This is a genomic window from Komagataeibacter europaeus (genome assembly GCF_002173515.1).
Taxonomy (GTDB): domain Bacteria; phylum Pseudomonadota; class Alphaproteobacteria; order Acetobacterales; family Acetobacteraceae; genus Komagataeibacter; species Komagataeibacter europaeus.
Genome location: NZ_CP021467.1, coordinates 1,578,542 through 1,592,613 on the forward strand (window position 1 = coordinate 1,578,542; position 14,072 = coordinate 1,592,613).

Below are 14,072 nucleotides of genomic sequence, written 5' to 3' on the forward strand. Positions count from 1 at the left end.
CGTGTCGCATGCCCCCGCTTCAGGCGGCCAGGCGTGCGCGCACCACGGCGGAGGCGCGCGCAGGATCAAGGGCCGCGCCAAACTGCTGCTTCAGCGCCGCCATGACCTTGCCCATGTCCTTCATGGATGTGGCGTCGGTGCGTTCGATGGCTTCGCGCACGGCGGCCTCGATGGTGGCGTCATCCAGATCGGGCGGCAGGTAGGCGCGGATGATCGCGATTTCGGCGTTTTCCTTTTCCGCCAGTTCGGGGCGACCGCCCTTTTCATACATGGAAGCTGATTCCGTGCGGGACTTGATCATGCCACGCAGCATGGACATCACGGCTTCGTCGCTCACCTGGTCTTCCCCCTTGGCGCGACCGGCGATATCGACATCCTTCAGCTTTGCGGTGATCATGCGGATGGTGCCGACCTTTTCACTCTGGCCTGCCTTCATGGCTGCTTTCAGATCATCCATGAAACGTGCGCGCAAGGACATGACTGTCAACTCCTCTGCCCGGCGGGCGGGGCGGGATGCCCCGTTCGTGCCGGGAATAATTTTCCCATCATCTCATTTCGCAGGTACGTGGGAATTTTCTTCCCAATTACCAGAGACGCTGTTAGGCAATACTCCCGGAAGGGACATCATCCAATGCCGATGACGATAGAAAGTATTATCGAACGCCTCGGCGGCGCCGAACAGGCCGCCCGCCTGACGGGCGTCAGCACCGAGGCCATTCGCAAATGGCGGCAGGCCCGCGCCATTCCGCCCAAGCACTGGACAACCGTGCTGCGCGCCACCGGCCTGTCACTGTCCGACCTGCAACCCGATACAGAATCCGACCGACCGGAGCCCATGATGAGCACGTCAAACCCGATCGCACCGGCCGACAGGCCCAAAGCCGCGACAGCCGCCCTGATCCTGGCGGATGGCACCATTATGTGGGGACGCGGATTCGGCGCGCACAGCACGGAGCGCGCACTGGGCGAAATCTGTTTTTCCACCGGCATGACCGGATACCAGGAAACGCTGACCGACCCGTCCTTTGCGGGACAGATCATCACCTTCACCTTCCCCCATATCGGCAATACCGGCACCACGCCGGAGGATGATGAGGCAGCGCGCGTGCATGCCCGCGCGCTGGTGGTCAAGGAAGACCTGACGGCGCCGGCCAACTGGCGCTCGACCGAATCGCTGGATGCATGGCTCAAGGTGCAGGGCATTCCGGGCATCTGCGGCATCGACACCCGCGCCATCACGCGGCGCATCCGCGAAGGCGGCCCGCAGACGGCCGTGGTGGCCTATCCCGCCGACGGAAAGTTCGACATCCCCGCCCTGCAGGAACGCGCCCGCGCGTGGCCGGGGCTGGAGGGCATGGATCTGGCGGGCGAAGTCACCTGCGCAAAACCCTATACATGGGCCGAAGGCGTGTGGCAGTGGCCGCACGGCACCGTGGCCCTGCCTGAAAAGCGCCGGAAGGTGGTTGCGGTCGATTACGGGGCCAAGCGCAACATCCTGCGCTGCCTTGCCACCGCGGGCTGCGACGTGACCGTGGTGCCCGCGACCGCGACGGCGCAGGACATCCTCGCCCTCGATCCCGCTGGCGTGTTCCTGTCCAACGGGCCGGGCGACCCGGCGGCGACGGCGAAATACGCGGTCCCGGCCATTCGCGGCGTGCTGGAAGCGGGCAAGCCGGTATTCGGCATCTGCCTTGGGCACCAGCTGCTTGCCCTGGCCCTTGGGGCAAAAACCTACAAGCTGGCGCGCGGGCACCGTGGGGCGAACCAGCCGGTCAAGGACCTGGCGACGGGCAAGGTGGAAATCACCAGCCAGAACCACGGTTTCGCGGTGGACGACAAATCCCTGCCCAATGACGTGCGCGCCACCCATACCAGCCTGTTTGACGGATCGAACGAAGGCATTGCCACCAGCCGTTACCCGGCATTTTCGGTGCAGTACCACCCCGAAGCCAGCCCCGGCCCGTCCGACAGCCATTACCTGTTCCGCCGTTTTGTCGACCTGATCGACACCACAACCAAGACCGCGTGAAAGCCGACCCATGCCAAAACGGACAGACATAAGCTCCATCCTGATCATCGGCGCCGGCCCGATCGTTATCGGCCAGGCGTGCGAATTCGACTATTCCGGCGCGCAGGCGTGCAAGGCCCTGAAGGAAGAGGGCTACCGCGTCATTCTGGTCAACTCCAACCCCGCCACGATCATGACCGATCCGGGACTGGCGGACGCGACCTATATCGAGCCGATCACCCCGGAATTCGTCGAACGCATCATACTGCGTGAAAAGCCCGACGCCGTGCTGCCCACCATGGGCGGCCAGACCGCGCTGAACACGGCCATGGCGCTGGACAAGTCAGGCTTTCTGAAAAAGCACGATGTCGAACTGATCGGCGCCAATGCCGAAGTGATCGACCGTGCCGAGGACCGGCAGAAATTCCGCGAGGCGATGGACGAGATCGGGATCGAAAGCCCGCGCAGCCTGATCGCCCATACGCTGGAGGAAGCGCGCAGCGCGCTGGCGACCGTCGGCCTGCCCGCGGTCATCCGCCCGTCCTTCACCATGGGCGGCTCGGGCGGCGGCATCGCCTACAACAAGGAAGAATTCGACCGCATCGTCTCCTCCGGGCTGGACGCCTCCCCCACCACGGAAGTCCTGATCGAGGAATCCGTGCTGGGCTGGAAGGAGTACGAGATGGAGGTCGTGCGCGACACGGCTGACAACTGCATCATCATCTGCTCCATCGAAAACATCGACCCGATGGGCGTGCATACCGGCGATTCCATTACCGTCGCCCCTGCGCTTACGCTGACGGACAAGGAATACCAGCGCCTGCGTGACATGTCGCTGGCGTGCCTACGCAAGATCGGGGTGGAAACCGGCGGGTCGAACGTGCAGTTCGGCATCAATCCCGTTGATGGCCGCGTGGTCGTGATCGAGATGAACCCGCGCGTGTCGCGTTCCTCCGCCCTGGCGTCCAAGGCGACAGGCTTCCCGATTGCCAAGGTCGCGGCCAAGCTGGCGGTCGGCTACACGCTGGATGAACTGACCAACGACATCACCGGCAGCACGCCGGCGTCGTTCGAGCCGACGATTGACTACGTCGTGGTCAAGATCCCGCGCTTCACGTTCGAGAAATTTCCGGGCACCCCCGCCCTGCTGTCCACCAGCATGAAGTCGGTTGGCGAGGCGATGGCCATTGGCCGTTCCTTCCCCGAGGCGCTGCAGAAGGGCCTGCGCTCGATGGAAATCGGGCTGGCCGGCCTTGATCCGGTGGAAGCACCGGGCGATGGCGGCCCCGACGCCTTCCGCGCCGCCCTGTCGCAACCACGCCCCGAGCGTATCCTTATGGCAGCACAGGCCCTGCGCGCGGGACTGAGTGTCGAGGACATCCACGACGCCTGCCGGTTTGAGCCGTGGTTCCTGCGCGAACTGGCGCGGATTGTCGAGGCTGAACACACGGTCGTGCGCGACGGCCTGCCGGAAGACGCCGACAGCCTGCGCACGCTGAAGGCCATGGGCTTTTCCGACATCCAGCTGGCGCGTCTGTCGGGCACCAATGCCGATGAAATCGCGAAGCTGCGCGAAAGCCGTGGCGTGCTGCCGGTCTACAAGCGCATCGACACCTGCGCCGGTGAATTCGCGTCCCCCACGCCGTATATGTATTCGTCCTATGAAGGCGGATATGGCGTGCCGGAATGCGAAAGCCGCCCGACCGACCGCAAGAAGATCGTCATCCTTGGCGGTGGCCCGAACCGGATCGGCCAGGGGATCGAGTTCGATTACTGCTGCGTCCATGCCGCCTACGCCCTGCGCGAAGCCGGGTTCGAGACGATCATGGTCAACTGCAACCCCGAAACCGTCTCGACCGACTACGACACGTCCGACCGCCTGTATTTCGAACCGTTGACGGCGGAAGACGTAATCGCCCTGATCCGTCGCGAACAGGCAAACGGCACCGTGCTGGGCTGCATCGTCCAGTATGGCGGCCAGACGCCGCTGAAGCTGTCGCACGCGCTGGAAGCCGCGGGCATTCCCCTGCTGGGCACGCCGGCCGATGCGATCGACCGTGCGGAAGACCGCGAACGCTTCCAGGCCATGCTGCACAGGCTGGGCCTGCGCCAGCCCGCCAACGGCATCGCCCGCAGCCCGGCGGAAGCCGAAGCCGTGGCCGAGAAGATCGGCTACCCGGTCGTGGTCCGCCCGTCCTATGTCCTGGGCGGGCGCGCGATGGAAATCGTGCATGACCGTGCCAGCCTGCAGCGTTACATGCGCGTGGCCCTGCAGCTTGCCGGCGCGGAAGTCGCCAACGGCCCCGTGCTGATCGACCATTACCTGAATGACGCGATCGAGGCGGATGTGGACTGCATCGCCGATGGCAACGAGGTCTATGTCGCGGGCGTCATGGAACATATCGAGGAAGCAGGCATCCATTCCGGTGACAGCGCATGTTCGTTGCCGCCCTATACCCTGTCGCCCGCCATCGTGACCGAACTGAAAAGCCAGACCGAGGCCATGGCCCGGGAACTGGGCATTGTCGGCCTGATGAACGTTCAGTACGCGATCAAGGGGCAGGAAATCTTCGTGCTGGAGGTCAATCCGCGTGCCTCGCGCACCGTGCCGTTCGTGGCCAAGGCCACGGGCGTTCCGGTGGCCAAGATCGGCGCGCGCGTCATGGCTGGCGCGAAGCTGGGTGAATTCCGCCTTGATGACCGGGCGGTCGCCCCGCATGTGGCGGTGAAGGAAGCGGTTTTCCCCTTCAACCGCTTCCCCGACGTGGACACGATCCTCGGCCCGGAAATGCGCTCCACGGGTGAGGTCATGGGCCTTGACGCCTCGTTCGAACGGGCATTCGCCAAGTCGCAGCTTGCCGCTGGCGTGAAGCTGCCCCTGTCGGGGACAGTGTTCCTGTCGGTGCGCGACAGCGACAAGCCCGCAGTCAAATCCATTGGCCGCCTGCTGTCGGAAATGGGCTTCCGCATCGTGGCGACGCGCGGCACGGCCAAGTGCCTGCGCGAAGCGGGCGTGAGCGTGGACGTGGTCAACAAGGTGCTGGAAGGCCGCCCGAACTGTGTCGACGCCATCCGGTCGGGTGAGATCCAGATGGTCATCAACACCGCGCAGGGGGCGCAGGCCGTCAGCGACAGTTTTGACATCCGCCGTTCGGCGCTGACCCATGGCATTCCCCACTACACCACCATCGCGGGCGCACGCGCCGCAACGCATGCCATTGCGGCCATGCGCGAGGGGGTTCTTGAAGTCGCGCCCCTTCAATCCTATTTTAAGGGATCATTCTGAGCGTATCGTATCGAAACGGGTGGCCTGCCGGTCCGAAAACCGGCGGCCACCCGCGTTGCATTGATGCGATAGGCCCGGACACGGCAACCAACAGTCAGTTGTGGAAACTGACCTTCACCTCGGGGACAAACCTTGCAGAAATTTCCGATGACGGGCCCCGGCCTGGAACGGCTTGAAGACGAACTGCGCAAGCTCAAGAGTGAAGAACGCCCCGCGATCATTCGTGCGATCGCCGAAGCGCGGAGCCATGGCGATCTTTCGGAAAACGCGGAATACCACGCGGCCCGCGAACGCCAGTCCTTTACCGAAGGCCGCATTCAGGAACTGGAGGAAATCGTCTCCTCCGCCGAAGTCATCGACCCTGCCTCCCTGTCGGGCGACCAGGTGAAATTCGGTGCGCGCGTCAAGCTGGTGGATGAAGAAACCGACAAGGAAGCCACCTACCAGATCGTTGGCGTGTACGAAGCCGATATCAAGCAGGGGCTCCTGTCCATTTCCTCGCCGCTTGCCAAATCCCTGATTGGCAAGAGCATTGGTGACAGCGTATCCGTCCCCGCCCCCGGCGGCGACCGGACGTATGAAATCCTGGAAGTCACCTACGGCTAGGCATACCAACCGTGATCACGCTTGAAGACATCACCGCCGCCGCACAGCGGATAAAGGGGCGCGTGCTGCACACGCCCACCGTACCCTGCCAGACACTGTCGCGCGCGACCGGCGCGGATATCGTGCTCAAGCTCGATAACCTGCAGGCTGTCGGTTCGTTCAAGGAACGCGGGGCGGCCAACAAGCTGGCCCTGCTGACCCCGCGCGAACGCGAACGCGGCGTCATTACCGTATCGGCCGGCAACCATGCGCAGGGCGTCGCCCGCCATGCCTCCCTGCTGGGTATCGACGCGGTCATCGTCATGCCGCGCTTCACGCCCGCCGCCAAGGTCACGCGCACCGCCGCGTGGGGGGCGACCGTGGTGCTGGAAGGCGACAACTTCGCCGAAGCCACGGCGCACGCCAACATGCTGTGCCAGCGCGAGGGCCGGGTGTTCGTCCACCCCTATGACGATCCCGAAGTCATGGCGGGACAGGGCACTTTCGCCCTTGAACTGTTCGAGGATGCGGGACCGCTGGACACTTTCGTCTGTCCCATTGGCGGTGGCGGCCTGCTGGCAGGCTGCGCGGTAGCGGGGCAGGCCCTGCAGCCGAATATGGACATCATTGGCGTGCAGGTGGAGAATTTCTCCTCGCTTGCCGGTTTCCCCGGTGATGAGGTGCTGCCGCCGGGTGGCCCCACCATTGCCGAAGGCATCGCGGTGCTGCAGATCGGCCGCCAGCCGCTTGAAGTCATCCGCGAACTGGTGTCGCGCGTGCTGGTCGTGCCCGAAAGCGCGATCGAGACCGCGATCACCATGCTGGCGGAAGGGGCCAAGCAGGTCAGCGAGGGCGCGGGCGCCACGGCGCTGGCCGCCGTGCTGACCTATCCCGAACTGTTCCGGGGCAAGCGGGTGGCGCTGCCGGTGACCGGCGGCAATATCGACAGCCGCATCCTGGCCAACACGCTGCTGCGTTCGCTGCTGCGTGACGGGCGGCTTCTGTGCCTGAAAATGGAAATCCCCGACCGCCCCGGCGTGCTGGCCGATATTTCGCGCAAGATCAGTGATGAAGGCGGCAACATCATCGAGGTCTCGCACCAGCGCCTGTTCACCACGCCCAGCGTGCAGGCCGCCGAACTGGAGGTCATGGTCGAAGCCCGCGACCCCGACCACGCCCGCGCGCTGGAAGCGGAACTGGCCAAGACCTATATCGTGCGCCGCGCCTGAACCTGCGGGTTCAGGCAATACCACGACATAAAAAACCTGCGGGGCATATTTCCCCGCAGGTTTTTTTAATTTGAAGAATAATAAAAGGTTTTGGTGAGGCTTTTTCAAAAAGCTTCAGGGAACGCCGCCTTTTGAAAAAAGGCGGTACCCGGAAACTTTCATTACTTGGTCCCGAACAGCCGGTCGCCCGCATCGCCCAGGCCGGGACGGATATAGCCATGTTCATCCAGCCCCCGGTCAATGGCGCAGGTGACAATGCGCACATCCGGATGGGCCTTGCGCAGGCAGGCGATCCCTTCGGGGGATGCCAGCAGGCAGACAAAGACCATGCGCGCGCACCCCGCCTGCTTCAGCCGGTCAACGGCGGCGACCGCACTGTGCCCCGTCGCCAGCATGGGATCGACCACCAGACAGATCCGGTTGCCGACATCATCGGGCAGCTTCAGGTAGTATTCGACCGGTTCCAGCGTTTCGGGATCACGGTACAGCCCGACATGGCCAATCCGCGCCGAGGGCACAAGATCCAGCAACCCGTCGAGAATCCCGTTCCCCGCGCGCAGGATGGAAATCAGGCACAGTTTCTTGCCCGCCAGCCGCCATGCCTGCATGCGTTCCATGGGGGTGTCGATTTCCACCGGTTCCAGCGGCAGATCCCGCATGGCCTCGTAACCAAGCAGCAGGCTGAGCTCACGCGCCAGGCGGCGGAACTCGCCCGTTGACGTGTGACGTTCACGCATGAGTGTCAGCTTGTGCTGCACCAGCGGGTGGCTGACGACAACGACGCCTTCATCATGCGTGGCGGCAGGCTGGGTCATATCCATTCCTTCAATCGGGTTCGTTCTGATCAGGTAGCGCCATCACGCGGGACGAAAGTCAATGCCAGTCCGTTCATGCAGTAGCGCAGGCCCGTCGGTGGCGGCCCGTCGGGAAAGACGTGGCCGAGGTGGCCATTGCAGTGGGCACAGTGTACTTCCGTGCGGGTCATGCCATGGCTGGTGTCGGTCGTGGTGCCGAGCGCACCCGGAATCGCATCGAAAAATGACGGCCATCCGCTGCCGCTTTCATATTTCGTGCCGGAACGGAACAGTGGCGTCCCGCAGCCCGCGCAACGATATTCCCCGGCACGCTTTTCATTGTTCAGCGGGCTGGAACCGGGGCGTTCCGTCCCATGTTCGCGCAGGATGCGCAGCTGTTCGGGGGTCAGGCAGCCACACTGCGCCCCACTGGTATTCGCGGTATCGGTCATGACGATTTCCTTCCTCCTGCACACGGGCATTTCGCACCCGCTTCTTTTAGGGCATCATGCCACCCAAAATAAAACAGGGAGACAATACCCATGAACGACCAGGCTCGCGTAAACAAGACACCCCGTCCCGTCATGCTGGCCATCCTTGATGGCTTTGGCTGGCGCGAGGACCCGGCGGACAACGCCGTGCGCTCCGCCCGTACCCCGGCATTCGACCGGCTGTGGCAGGCGGGACCGCATGCCTTCCTCAAGACGTGTGGGGAGGATGTGGGCCTGCCGCAAGGGCAGATGGGCAATTCGGAGGTCGGTCACCTGAATATCGGCGCGGGCCGGGTGGTGATGCAGGAACTGCCGCGTATCTCCACCGGGCTGTCCGACGGGTCGGTGGCGCGCAGCGCGGTCATGCGCGATTTCATTGCCGCGCTGAAAAAAAGCGGCGGTACCTGCCATCTCATGGGCCTTGTCTCCCCCGGTGGGGTCCACGCCCATCAGGACCATGCCGTGGCCCTTGCGCGGATCGTGCGCGAGGCGGGCGTGCCCGTGACCTTCCATATCTTTACCGACGGGCGTGACACGGCCCCCCAGTCCGGCCATGGCTATGTCAGCCAGCTTCTGTCCGCCCTGCCCGACGGCGTGCGTGTCGGCACCGTATCCGGACGCTACTACGCCATGGACCGTGACCGCCGCTGGGACCGGGTGGAAAAGGCCTATAACGCCATTGTCGCGGGCGATGGCCCCCATGCGGGCGATACGCTGGAAGTACTGGACCGCGCGTATGAAGCGGGCACCACGGATGAATTCGTGCCCCCCACCGTGATCGGGGAATATGGCGGCATGCGCGACGGTGATGGCGTGCTGAGTTTCAATTTCCGCGCCGACCGCATCCGCCAGCTGCTCGATGCCCTGCTGGAACCGAATTTTGATGGCTTCAGACGGGCACGGCTGGTCAACCTTGCCGCCGTAACTGGCATGACGCGCTACAGTGACCGGCTGGCGGAACTGATTACCGTGCTGTTCCCGCCGCAGGAACTGCATGACCTGCTGGGCGATGTGGTGTCGGCGGCGGGGCGTAAGCAGATCCGCATGGCCGAGACCGAGAAATATCCCCACGTCACCTATTTCCTCAATGGCGGACGCGAGGGCGAACTGCCGGGCGAAGACCGGGTGATGGTGCCCTCGCCCAAGGTCGCGACCTATGACCTGCAGCCCGAAATGTCCGCCCCGGAACTGACGGACCGCGCGGTGGAAGCCATCAACAGCGGCAAATACGACCTGATCGTGCTGAACTTCGCCAATGCCGACATGGTGGGCCACACGGGCGTGCTGTCGGCCGCGATCCGTGCGGTCGAGGCCGTGGACCAGGGGCTGGGCCGCATTGCGGATGCGATCCACCATGCTGGTGGCGCGCTGCTGGTCACGGCGGACCATGGCAATGCCGAAACCATGTTCGACCCCGAAACCAATGGCCCGCACACGGCGCATACGCTCAATGTGGTCCCGGTCGTGCTGGCCGGGGTGAAGGACGCGAAACTGCATGACGGGCGTCTGGCCGATCTGGCCCCCACGCTGCTGCAGCTTATGGGCCTGCCCCAGCCCGCGGCCATGACCGGCCATTCCCTGCTGGATGGGGCGACGCCATCCTGACATCCGGCCTGACCCTGACTGCCCGCTGGCGTGGCTGCATGGCCAGCGGGATCATCCTTGCCTGCTGCATGGCACCGTCGGCATGGGGCGCGCCCGTCGCCCACCATGCCGCGACCGGGACCGGTGCCCATACCGCCACCCATGCGCCCACCGCGCGCGAACAGCGCATCCGCCAGCAGCTTGAAGCCGCGCGGAACGCGCGTGAAAGCCTTGTCGCGCGCCAGCAGCAGCAGGCGCATGACCTGGAAGAACGCCGCAAGGTGGAACTCGAAGCCCGCGAACAGGCCCGTCAGGATGCGCAGAAGGCCGCCAGCCTGTCCGCCGCCACGGTCGACGCCACAGCCCGCCTGCAGCGTACCGAACAGCAGGCCGCCGACCTGGACAGCCGCATTACCGGCCTGCACACCGAACAGACGGCCCTGCGCCAGCAGCTTGCCCGTGAGGTCGCGCGCCTGTCGCCGCTGCTGCCACTGGCCGAACGCCTGTCGCTTTACCCGGCGGATACGCTTCTGGCCGTGCCACTGCCGGCCGACCGCGCGGTCACCGGCCTGCTGGTCGTGCATGGCATGATGGGCGATATCGCCAGCCAGACCCGTGCCATCCATGACCGCCGCACCCAACTGGCCCGGCTGGATGGTGAACTGGCCCAGCAACAGCAGCAGATGCGCCAGGTGGTCAGTGAACGCGAAAGCCAGCGCGATACGGTCAATCGCGCCGCCCACGCGGCGCTGGAGGCGCAGCAGCGGTCCAACGCCGCCGCCGCAACCGCCACGCAGGCCGTGGAAGAGGCCGCCCGCCGCGCATCCAGCGTGCAGGACGCCATTGCCCGGATCGAGGCGACGGAAGAACAGGCGGAAAAGAACCTGGAAGAAGCCGCCCGCGCCGCCGAACGCGCCCACAACATGCAGGCCGCCGCCGCCGCCCGCAGGCAGGCGCATGAAATGGCCACGGGGGCAGGCCCCGGCATTACGCCCGCCACCAGCGCCAGCGCGGGCGCGCCCGTGGCGGGCACGGTGCTGACCGCATGGGGCCACCCGACCGAAAGCGGCCCGGCCACGGGCATCACCTATGCCCCGCCGTCACGCGCGACCGTACGCGCGCCATGCACGGGACGCATTGATTTCGCGGGTGCGTTCCGCACCTATGGGCAGATGATGATCGTTGACTGTGGCAAGCATTACCGTTTCGTGCTGGCGGGACTGGGTGAAATTGCGGTGGCGGCGGGGCAGCAGGTCAGCCATGGCGCGGCAGTGGGACAGATGCCACAATGGAACGGCGGTGGCAGCAGGCCCACCCTGTTCGTGCAGCTGCGCCATGGGGGCGGCACCGTCAATCCGGCCCCCTATCTGTAATATGGGCACGAGACGGTTTTATCCGCATGCAGGTTCGGTATATGCTGCGCCCCCGTGACGGATGGGCAAGACCACGTTACAACGCAACGCGAAGAGTACATGCAGGCCAGCCAGATCATGATGGCAGGCATCCAGGAGACAACGACGCATGAAGTTCCGTAATGGCTTGCTGATCGGTTGCGCCTTTCTTGCAGGGATCGCGGCAGCACCGCAGATTGCACATTATTCAGCAGGCAGGTGGGGCGATATCGCCCCCATGGCCCATGCGGCGGACACTGTCTCCAAGGATGACAATTCCCCACACGAGATCGAACAGCTCATGTTCCTGTTCGGTTACGTGCTGGAAAAGGTGAAGGCCAATTATGTCGAGCCCGTCTCGACACGCGACCTGATCACCAATTCGCTGAACGGGATGCTCAGCGGTCTCGACCCGCACAGTTCCTACATGACGGAAAAGCAGTTCTCCGACCTGCAGGTCCAGACCAAGGGATCGTTCGGCGGCCTGGGGCTGGAAGTCCAGGGGGAAGACGGGCACGTGCGCGTCGTCTCCCCCATTGACGACACGCCTGCGGCCCGTGCGGGCATCAAGCCCGGGGACTTCATTGTCGCGATTGATGGCAAGAACATTGACGGGCAGCCGCTGGATCAGGTCGTGACCCAGATGCGCGGCAAGCCCGATACCCGCATCACACTGACGCTGATCCGTGAAAAGGCGCCCAAGCCCATCATTGTCACCCTGACCCGCGCCATCATCCCGCTGCAGGTCATCAAGTCCGCGCTGTACGACAATGTCGGCTATATCCGAATCGCGCAGTTCAATGAGGAAACGCAGTCCGGCCTGCTGGCCGCGTACAAGAAGCTGCAGGCCCAGACCCATAACAAGATGGCGGGCCTGATCATTGACCTGCGTTCCGATCCGGGCGGGCTGCTGACACAGGCGATTGACGTGGGGTCCGACTTCATCCGCAGCGGTGAAATCGTCTCCACCCGCGCCCGCCACCCGCAGGACAGCCAGCGCTGGGACGCCCACAATACCGACATCACCGGCGGCCTGCCAATTGTCGTGCTGATCAATGGCGGTTCGGCCTCGGCCAGTGAAATCGTGGCCGGTGCGCTGCAGGACCACCAGCGCGCCGTGCTGCTGGGTGAAAAGACATTTGGCAAGGGATCGGTGCAGACCATCCTGCCCATCCCGGGCGAAGGCGCGATCCGCCTGACCACGGCGCGGTACTACACGCCGTCGGGCCGTTCCATCCAGGGACTGGGCATCATGCCCGACATCCCCGTGCGTGAAGCCCATGACGATGCGGGCTACAGCATCCATGAAGCGGATCTGGCGCATATCATCAAGAACCGGGGCGGCAACACCGCGCAGGCCCCGTCGCGCACCGACCTGCCCGCGATCGCCAAATCCATCCCGGCACAGCCGCCCGCCAACTGGCCCACATTCGACCCGACCAAGCCCACGACCGACTTCCAGCTACAGGAAGGGCTGAGGGTCGTCCGTTCCATGGCGGGGCTGCCCGTTGCGGCTGAACCGCCAATCCATGATGACAGGGCGAAGGCAACCCCGGTGCCGTCCGCTTCCGTCCCGCCCAAGGCGGCAGCACCTGCCGCGCCAGCAGGCACGCCCGCGACGCCGACAACACCCGCCACCCCTGCCGCCCCGGCGGAAAAGGAAGGCCCCGCGGCGCCATCCGCCCCTCCGGCGACGGCGCCGGCCGTCCCTGCCCACCCCTGATCCAGCCGGAAGCCGCCGCCATGACCGACCTGCCCTATCGCCCCAATGTGGGGGCGCTGCTGTTCAACCGACAGGGCATGGTGCTTGTCGCGCGCCGCACCGACATGGAAGGCGCGGGCGGCCCACCGGACCAGGGTGTATGGCAGTGCCCGCAGGGCGGCATTGACGAAGGGGAAGACCCGCAGACCGCCGTCCTGCGCGAACTGCATGAGGAAATCGGCACCAATGCCGCCGCAATCATCGGCACCTACCCGGAATGGCTCAGTTACGACCTGCCCGCGCACCTGATTGGCAAGGCGCTGGGGGGACGTTACCGGGGCCAGACACAGAAATGGTTTGCCCTGCGCTTTACGGGACAGGATTCCGATATCAGGCTGGATACGCACCTGCCTGCCGAATTCGACATGTGGAAATGGGTCAGGCTGGAACAGCTGCCGCAGCTGAATGTCGGTATCAAGAAAGATATCTACACAAGGCTTGCGGCGTATTTCGCCCGCTACGCCGTGGCTGCCTGAGGCATAAGCCCCGCCTGCACCAGCGCGGTCATCGTCCTGCCCCGCAACAGGGGTGCCAGATCCAGGCCTGCCATATCCCCTGCCCCGATCCAGCGCAGTTCCGCGATTTCGGCGCTCGCGTCCGGCGTGCCATGCAACTGCCCGGTCCAGATGCGCGCATGAACGCTAAAGCCGGGCTCATTGGCCGCAACATCGATAAAATCACCGGGCAGTTCCGCGCCCAGCGTTATGCCACAACCCAGTTCCTCGTGGATTTCACGCATCAATGCCTGTTCGGGCCGTTCCCCCGCATCGGGCTTGCCTCCGGGCAGCATGAAGGCGGTCGTGCCGCGCTTGCGCACGACCAGCAAACGTTCGCGCACGATCACCGCCGCACAGACAACCCTGATGATACCCGGCATATGTCCTGTCTCCTGCTGTCCCGGCAGCCTGTTTCAATACAAAAGTCCTGGTGAGGCTTTTTTCA

Annotated in this window: 12 protein-coding genes; 8 read left to right on the forward strand and 4 right to left on the reverse strand. The window is 64.6% G+C overall.

The window, feature by feature from the left end; all coding sequences use genetic code 11:
- Positions 1-19: 19 nt before the first annotated feature.
- Positions 20-478, reverse strand: a complete 459-nt coding sequence (locus S101446_RS07295) for a GatB/YqeY domain-containing protein (RefSeq protein ID WP_010506620.1) — start codon at positions 476-478, stop codon at positions 20-22.
- Positions 479-631: 153 nt separating this feature from the next.
- Between S101446_RS07295 and carA the strand changes: the two genes are divergently transcribed.
- The 4 genes from carA to S101446_RS07315 all read left to right on the forward strand — a co-directional run bounded on the left by carA (position 632) and on the right by S101446_RS07315 (position 7,108).
- The gene (carA, locus tag S101446_RS07300; RefSeq protein ID WP_087608012.1) at positions 632-2,029 is read left to right on the forward strand and encodes a glutamine-hydrolyzing carbamoyl-phosphate synthase small subunit; all 1,398 of its coding nucleotides are present in this window, start codon (positions 632-634) and stop codon (positions 2,027-2,029) included.
- A gap of 10 nt (positions 2,030-2,039) precedes the next feature.
- Positions 2,040-5,294 carry a carbamoyl-phosphate synthase large subunit gene (gene carB / locus S101446_RS07305; RefSeq protein ID WP_087608013.1) on the forward strand — a complete coding sequence of 1,085 codons (3,255 nt, stop codon included), beginning with the start codon at positions 2,040-2,042 and terminating at the stop codon, positions 5,292-5,294.
- A 132-nt stretch (positions 5,295-5,426) separates the two neighbouring features.
- A complete protein-coding gene (greA, locus tag S101446_RS07310; RefSeq protein ID WP_019084525.1) occupies positions 5,427-5,900 on the forward strand; it encodes a transcription elongation factor GreA in 474 nt (157 codons plus the stop codon).
- An 11-nt stretch (positions 5,901-5,911) separates the two neighbouring features.
- Positions 5,912-7,108 carry a threonine ammonia-lyase gene (locus S101446_RS07315; RefSeq protein ID WP_010506625.1) on the forward strand — a complete coding sequence of 399 codons (1,197 nt, stop codon included), beginning with the start codon at positions 5,912-5,914 and terminating at the stop codon, positions 7,106-7,108.
- A 161-nt stretch (positions 7,109-7,269) separates the two neighbouring features.
- On the opposite strand, the gene upp is transcribed toward S101446_RS07315, so the two are convergent.
- Both upp and msrB read right to left on the reverse strand, forming a co-directional pair.
- Positions 7,270-7,929, reverse strand: coding sequence for a uracil phosphoribosyltransferase (gene upp / locus S101446_RS07320; protein WP_019084526.1), 660 nt, complete (start codon positions 7,927-7,929; stop codon positions 7,270-7,272).
- A 23-nt stretch (positions 7,930-7,952) separates the two neighbouring features.
- On the reverse strand, positions 7,953-8,354 hold the full coding sequence (gene msrB / locus S101446_RS07325; RefSeq protein ID WP_010506629.1) for a peptide-methionine (R)-S-oxide reductase MsrB: 402 nt from the start codon (positions 8,352-8,354) through the stop codon (positions 7,953-7,955).
- 90 nt (positions 8,355-8,444) lie between these two features.
- Between msrB and gpmI the strand changes: the two genes are divergently transcribed.
- The 4 genes from gpmI to S101446_RS07345 all read left to right on the forward strand — a co-directional run bounded on the left by gpmI (position 8,445) and on the right by S101446_RS07345 (position 13,606).
- Entirely contained in the window at positions 8,445-9,998 is a 1,554-nt protein-coding gene (gene gpmI, locus S101446_RS07330) for a 2,3-bisphosphoglycerate-independent phosphoglycerate mutase (RefSeq protein WP_010506631.1), read from the forward strand.
- 38 nt (positions 9,999-10,036) lie between these two features.
- Positions 10,037-11,350, forward strand: a complete 1,314-nt coding sequence (locus S101446_RS07335) for a murein hydrolase activator EnvC family protein (RefSeq protein WP_087608014.1) — start codon at positions 10,037-10,039, stop codon at positions 11,348-11,350.
- A gap of 148 nt (positions 11,351-11,498) precedes the next feature.
- Entirely contained in the window at positions 11,499-13,091 is a 1,593-nt protein-coding gene (locus S101446_RS07340; protein ID WP_087608015.1) for a S41 family peptidase, read from the forward strand.
- 20 nt (positions 13,092-13,111) lie between these two features.
- Positions 13,112-13,606, forward strand: coding sequence for an RNA pyrophosphohydrolase (locus tag S101446_RS07345; protein WP_010506637.1), 495 nt, complete (start codon positions 13,112-13,114; stop codon positions 13,604-13,606).
- Here S101446_RS07345 and S101446_RS07350 read toward each other — a convergent pair.
- Positions 13,588-14,007: an NUDIX hydrolase gene (locus tag S101446_RS07350; RefSeq protein ID WP_087608016.1), complete on the reverse strand. Its 420-nt coding sequence runs from the start codon at positions 14,005-14,007 to the stop codon at positions 13,588-13,590. The genes S101446_RS07345 and S101446_RS07350 overlap by 19 nt on opposite strands.
- Between the last annotated feature and the right edge of the window lie 65 nt (positions 14,008-14,072).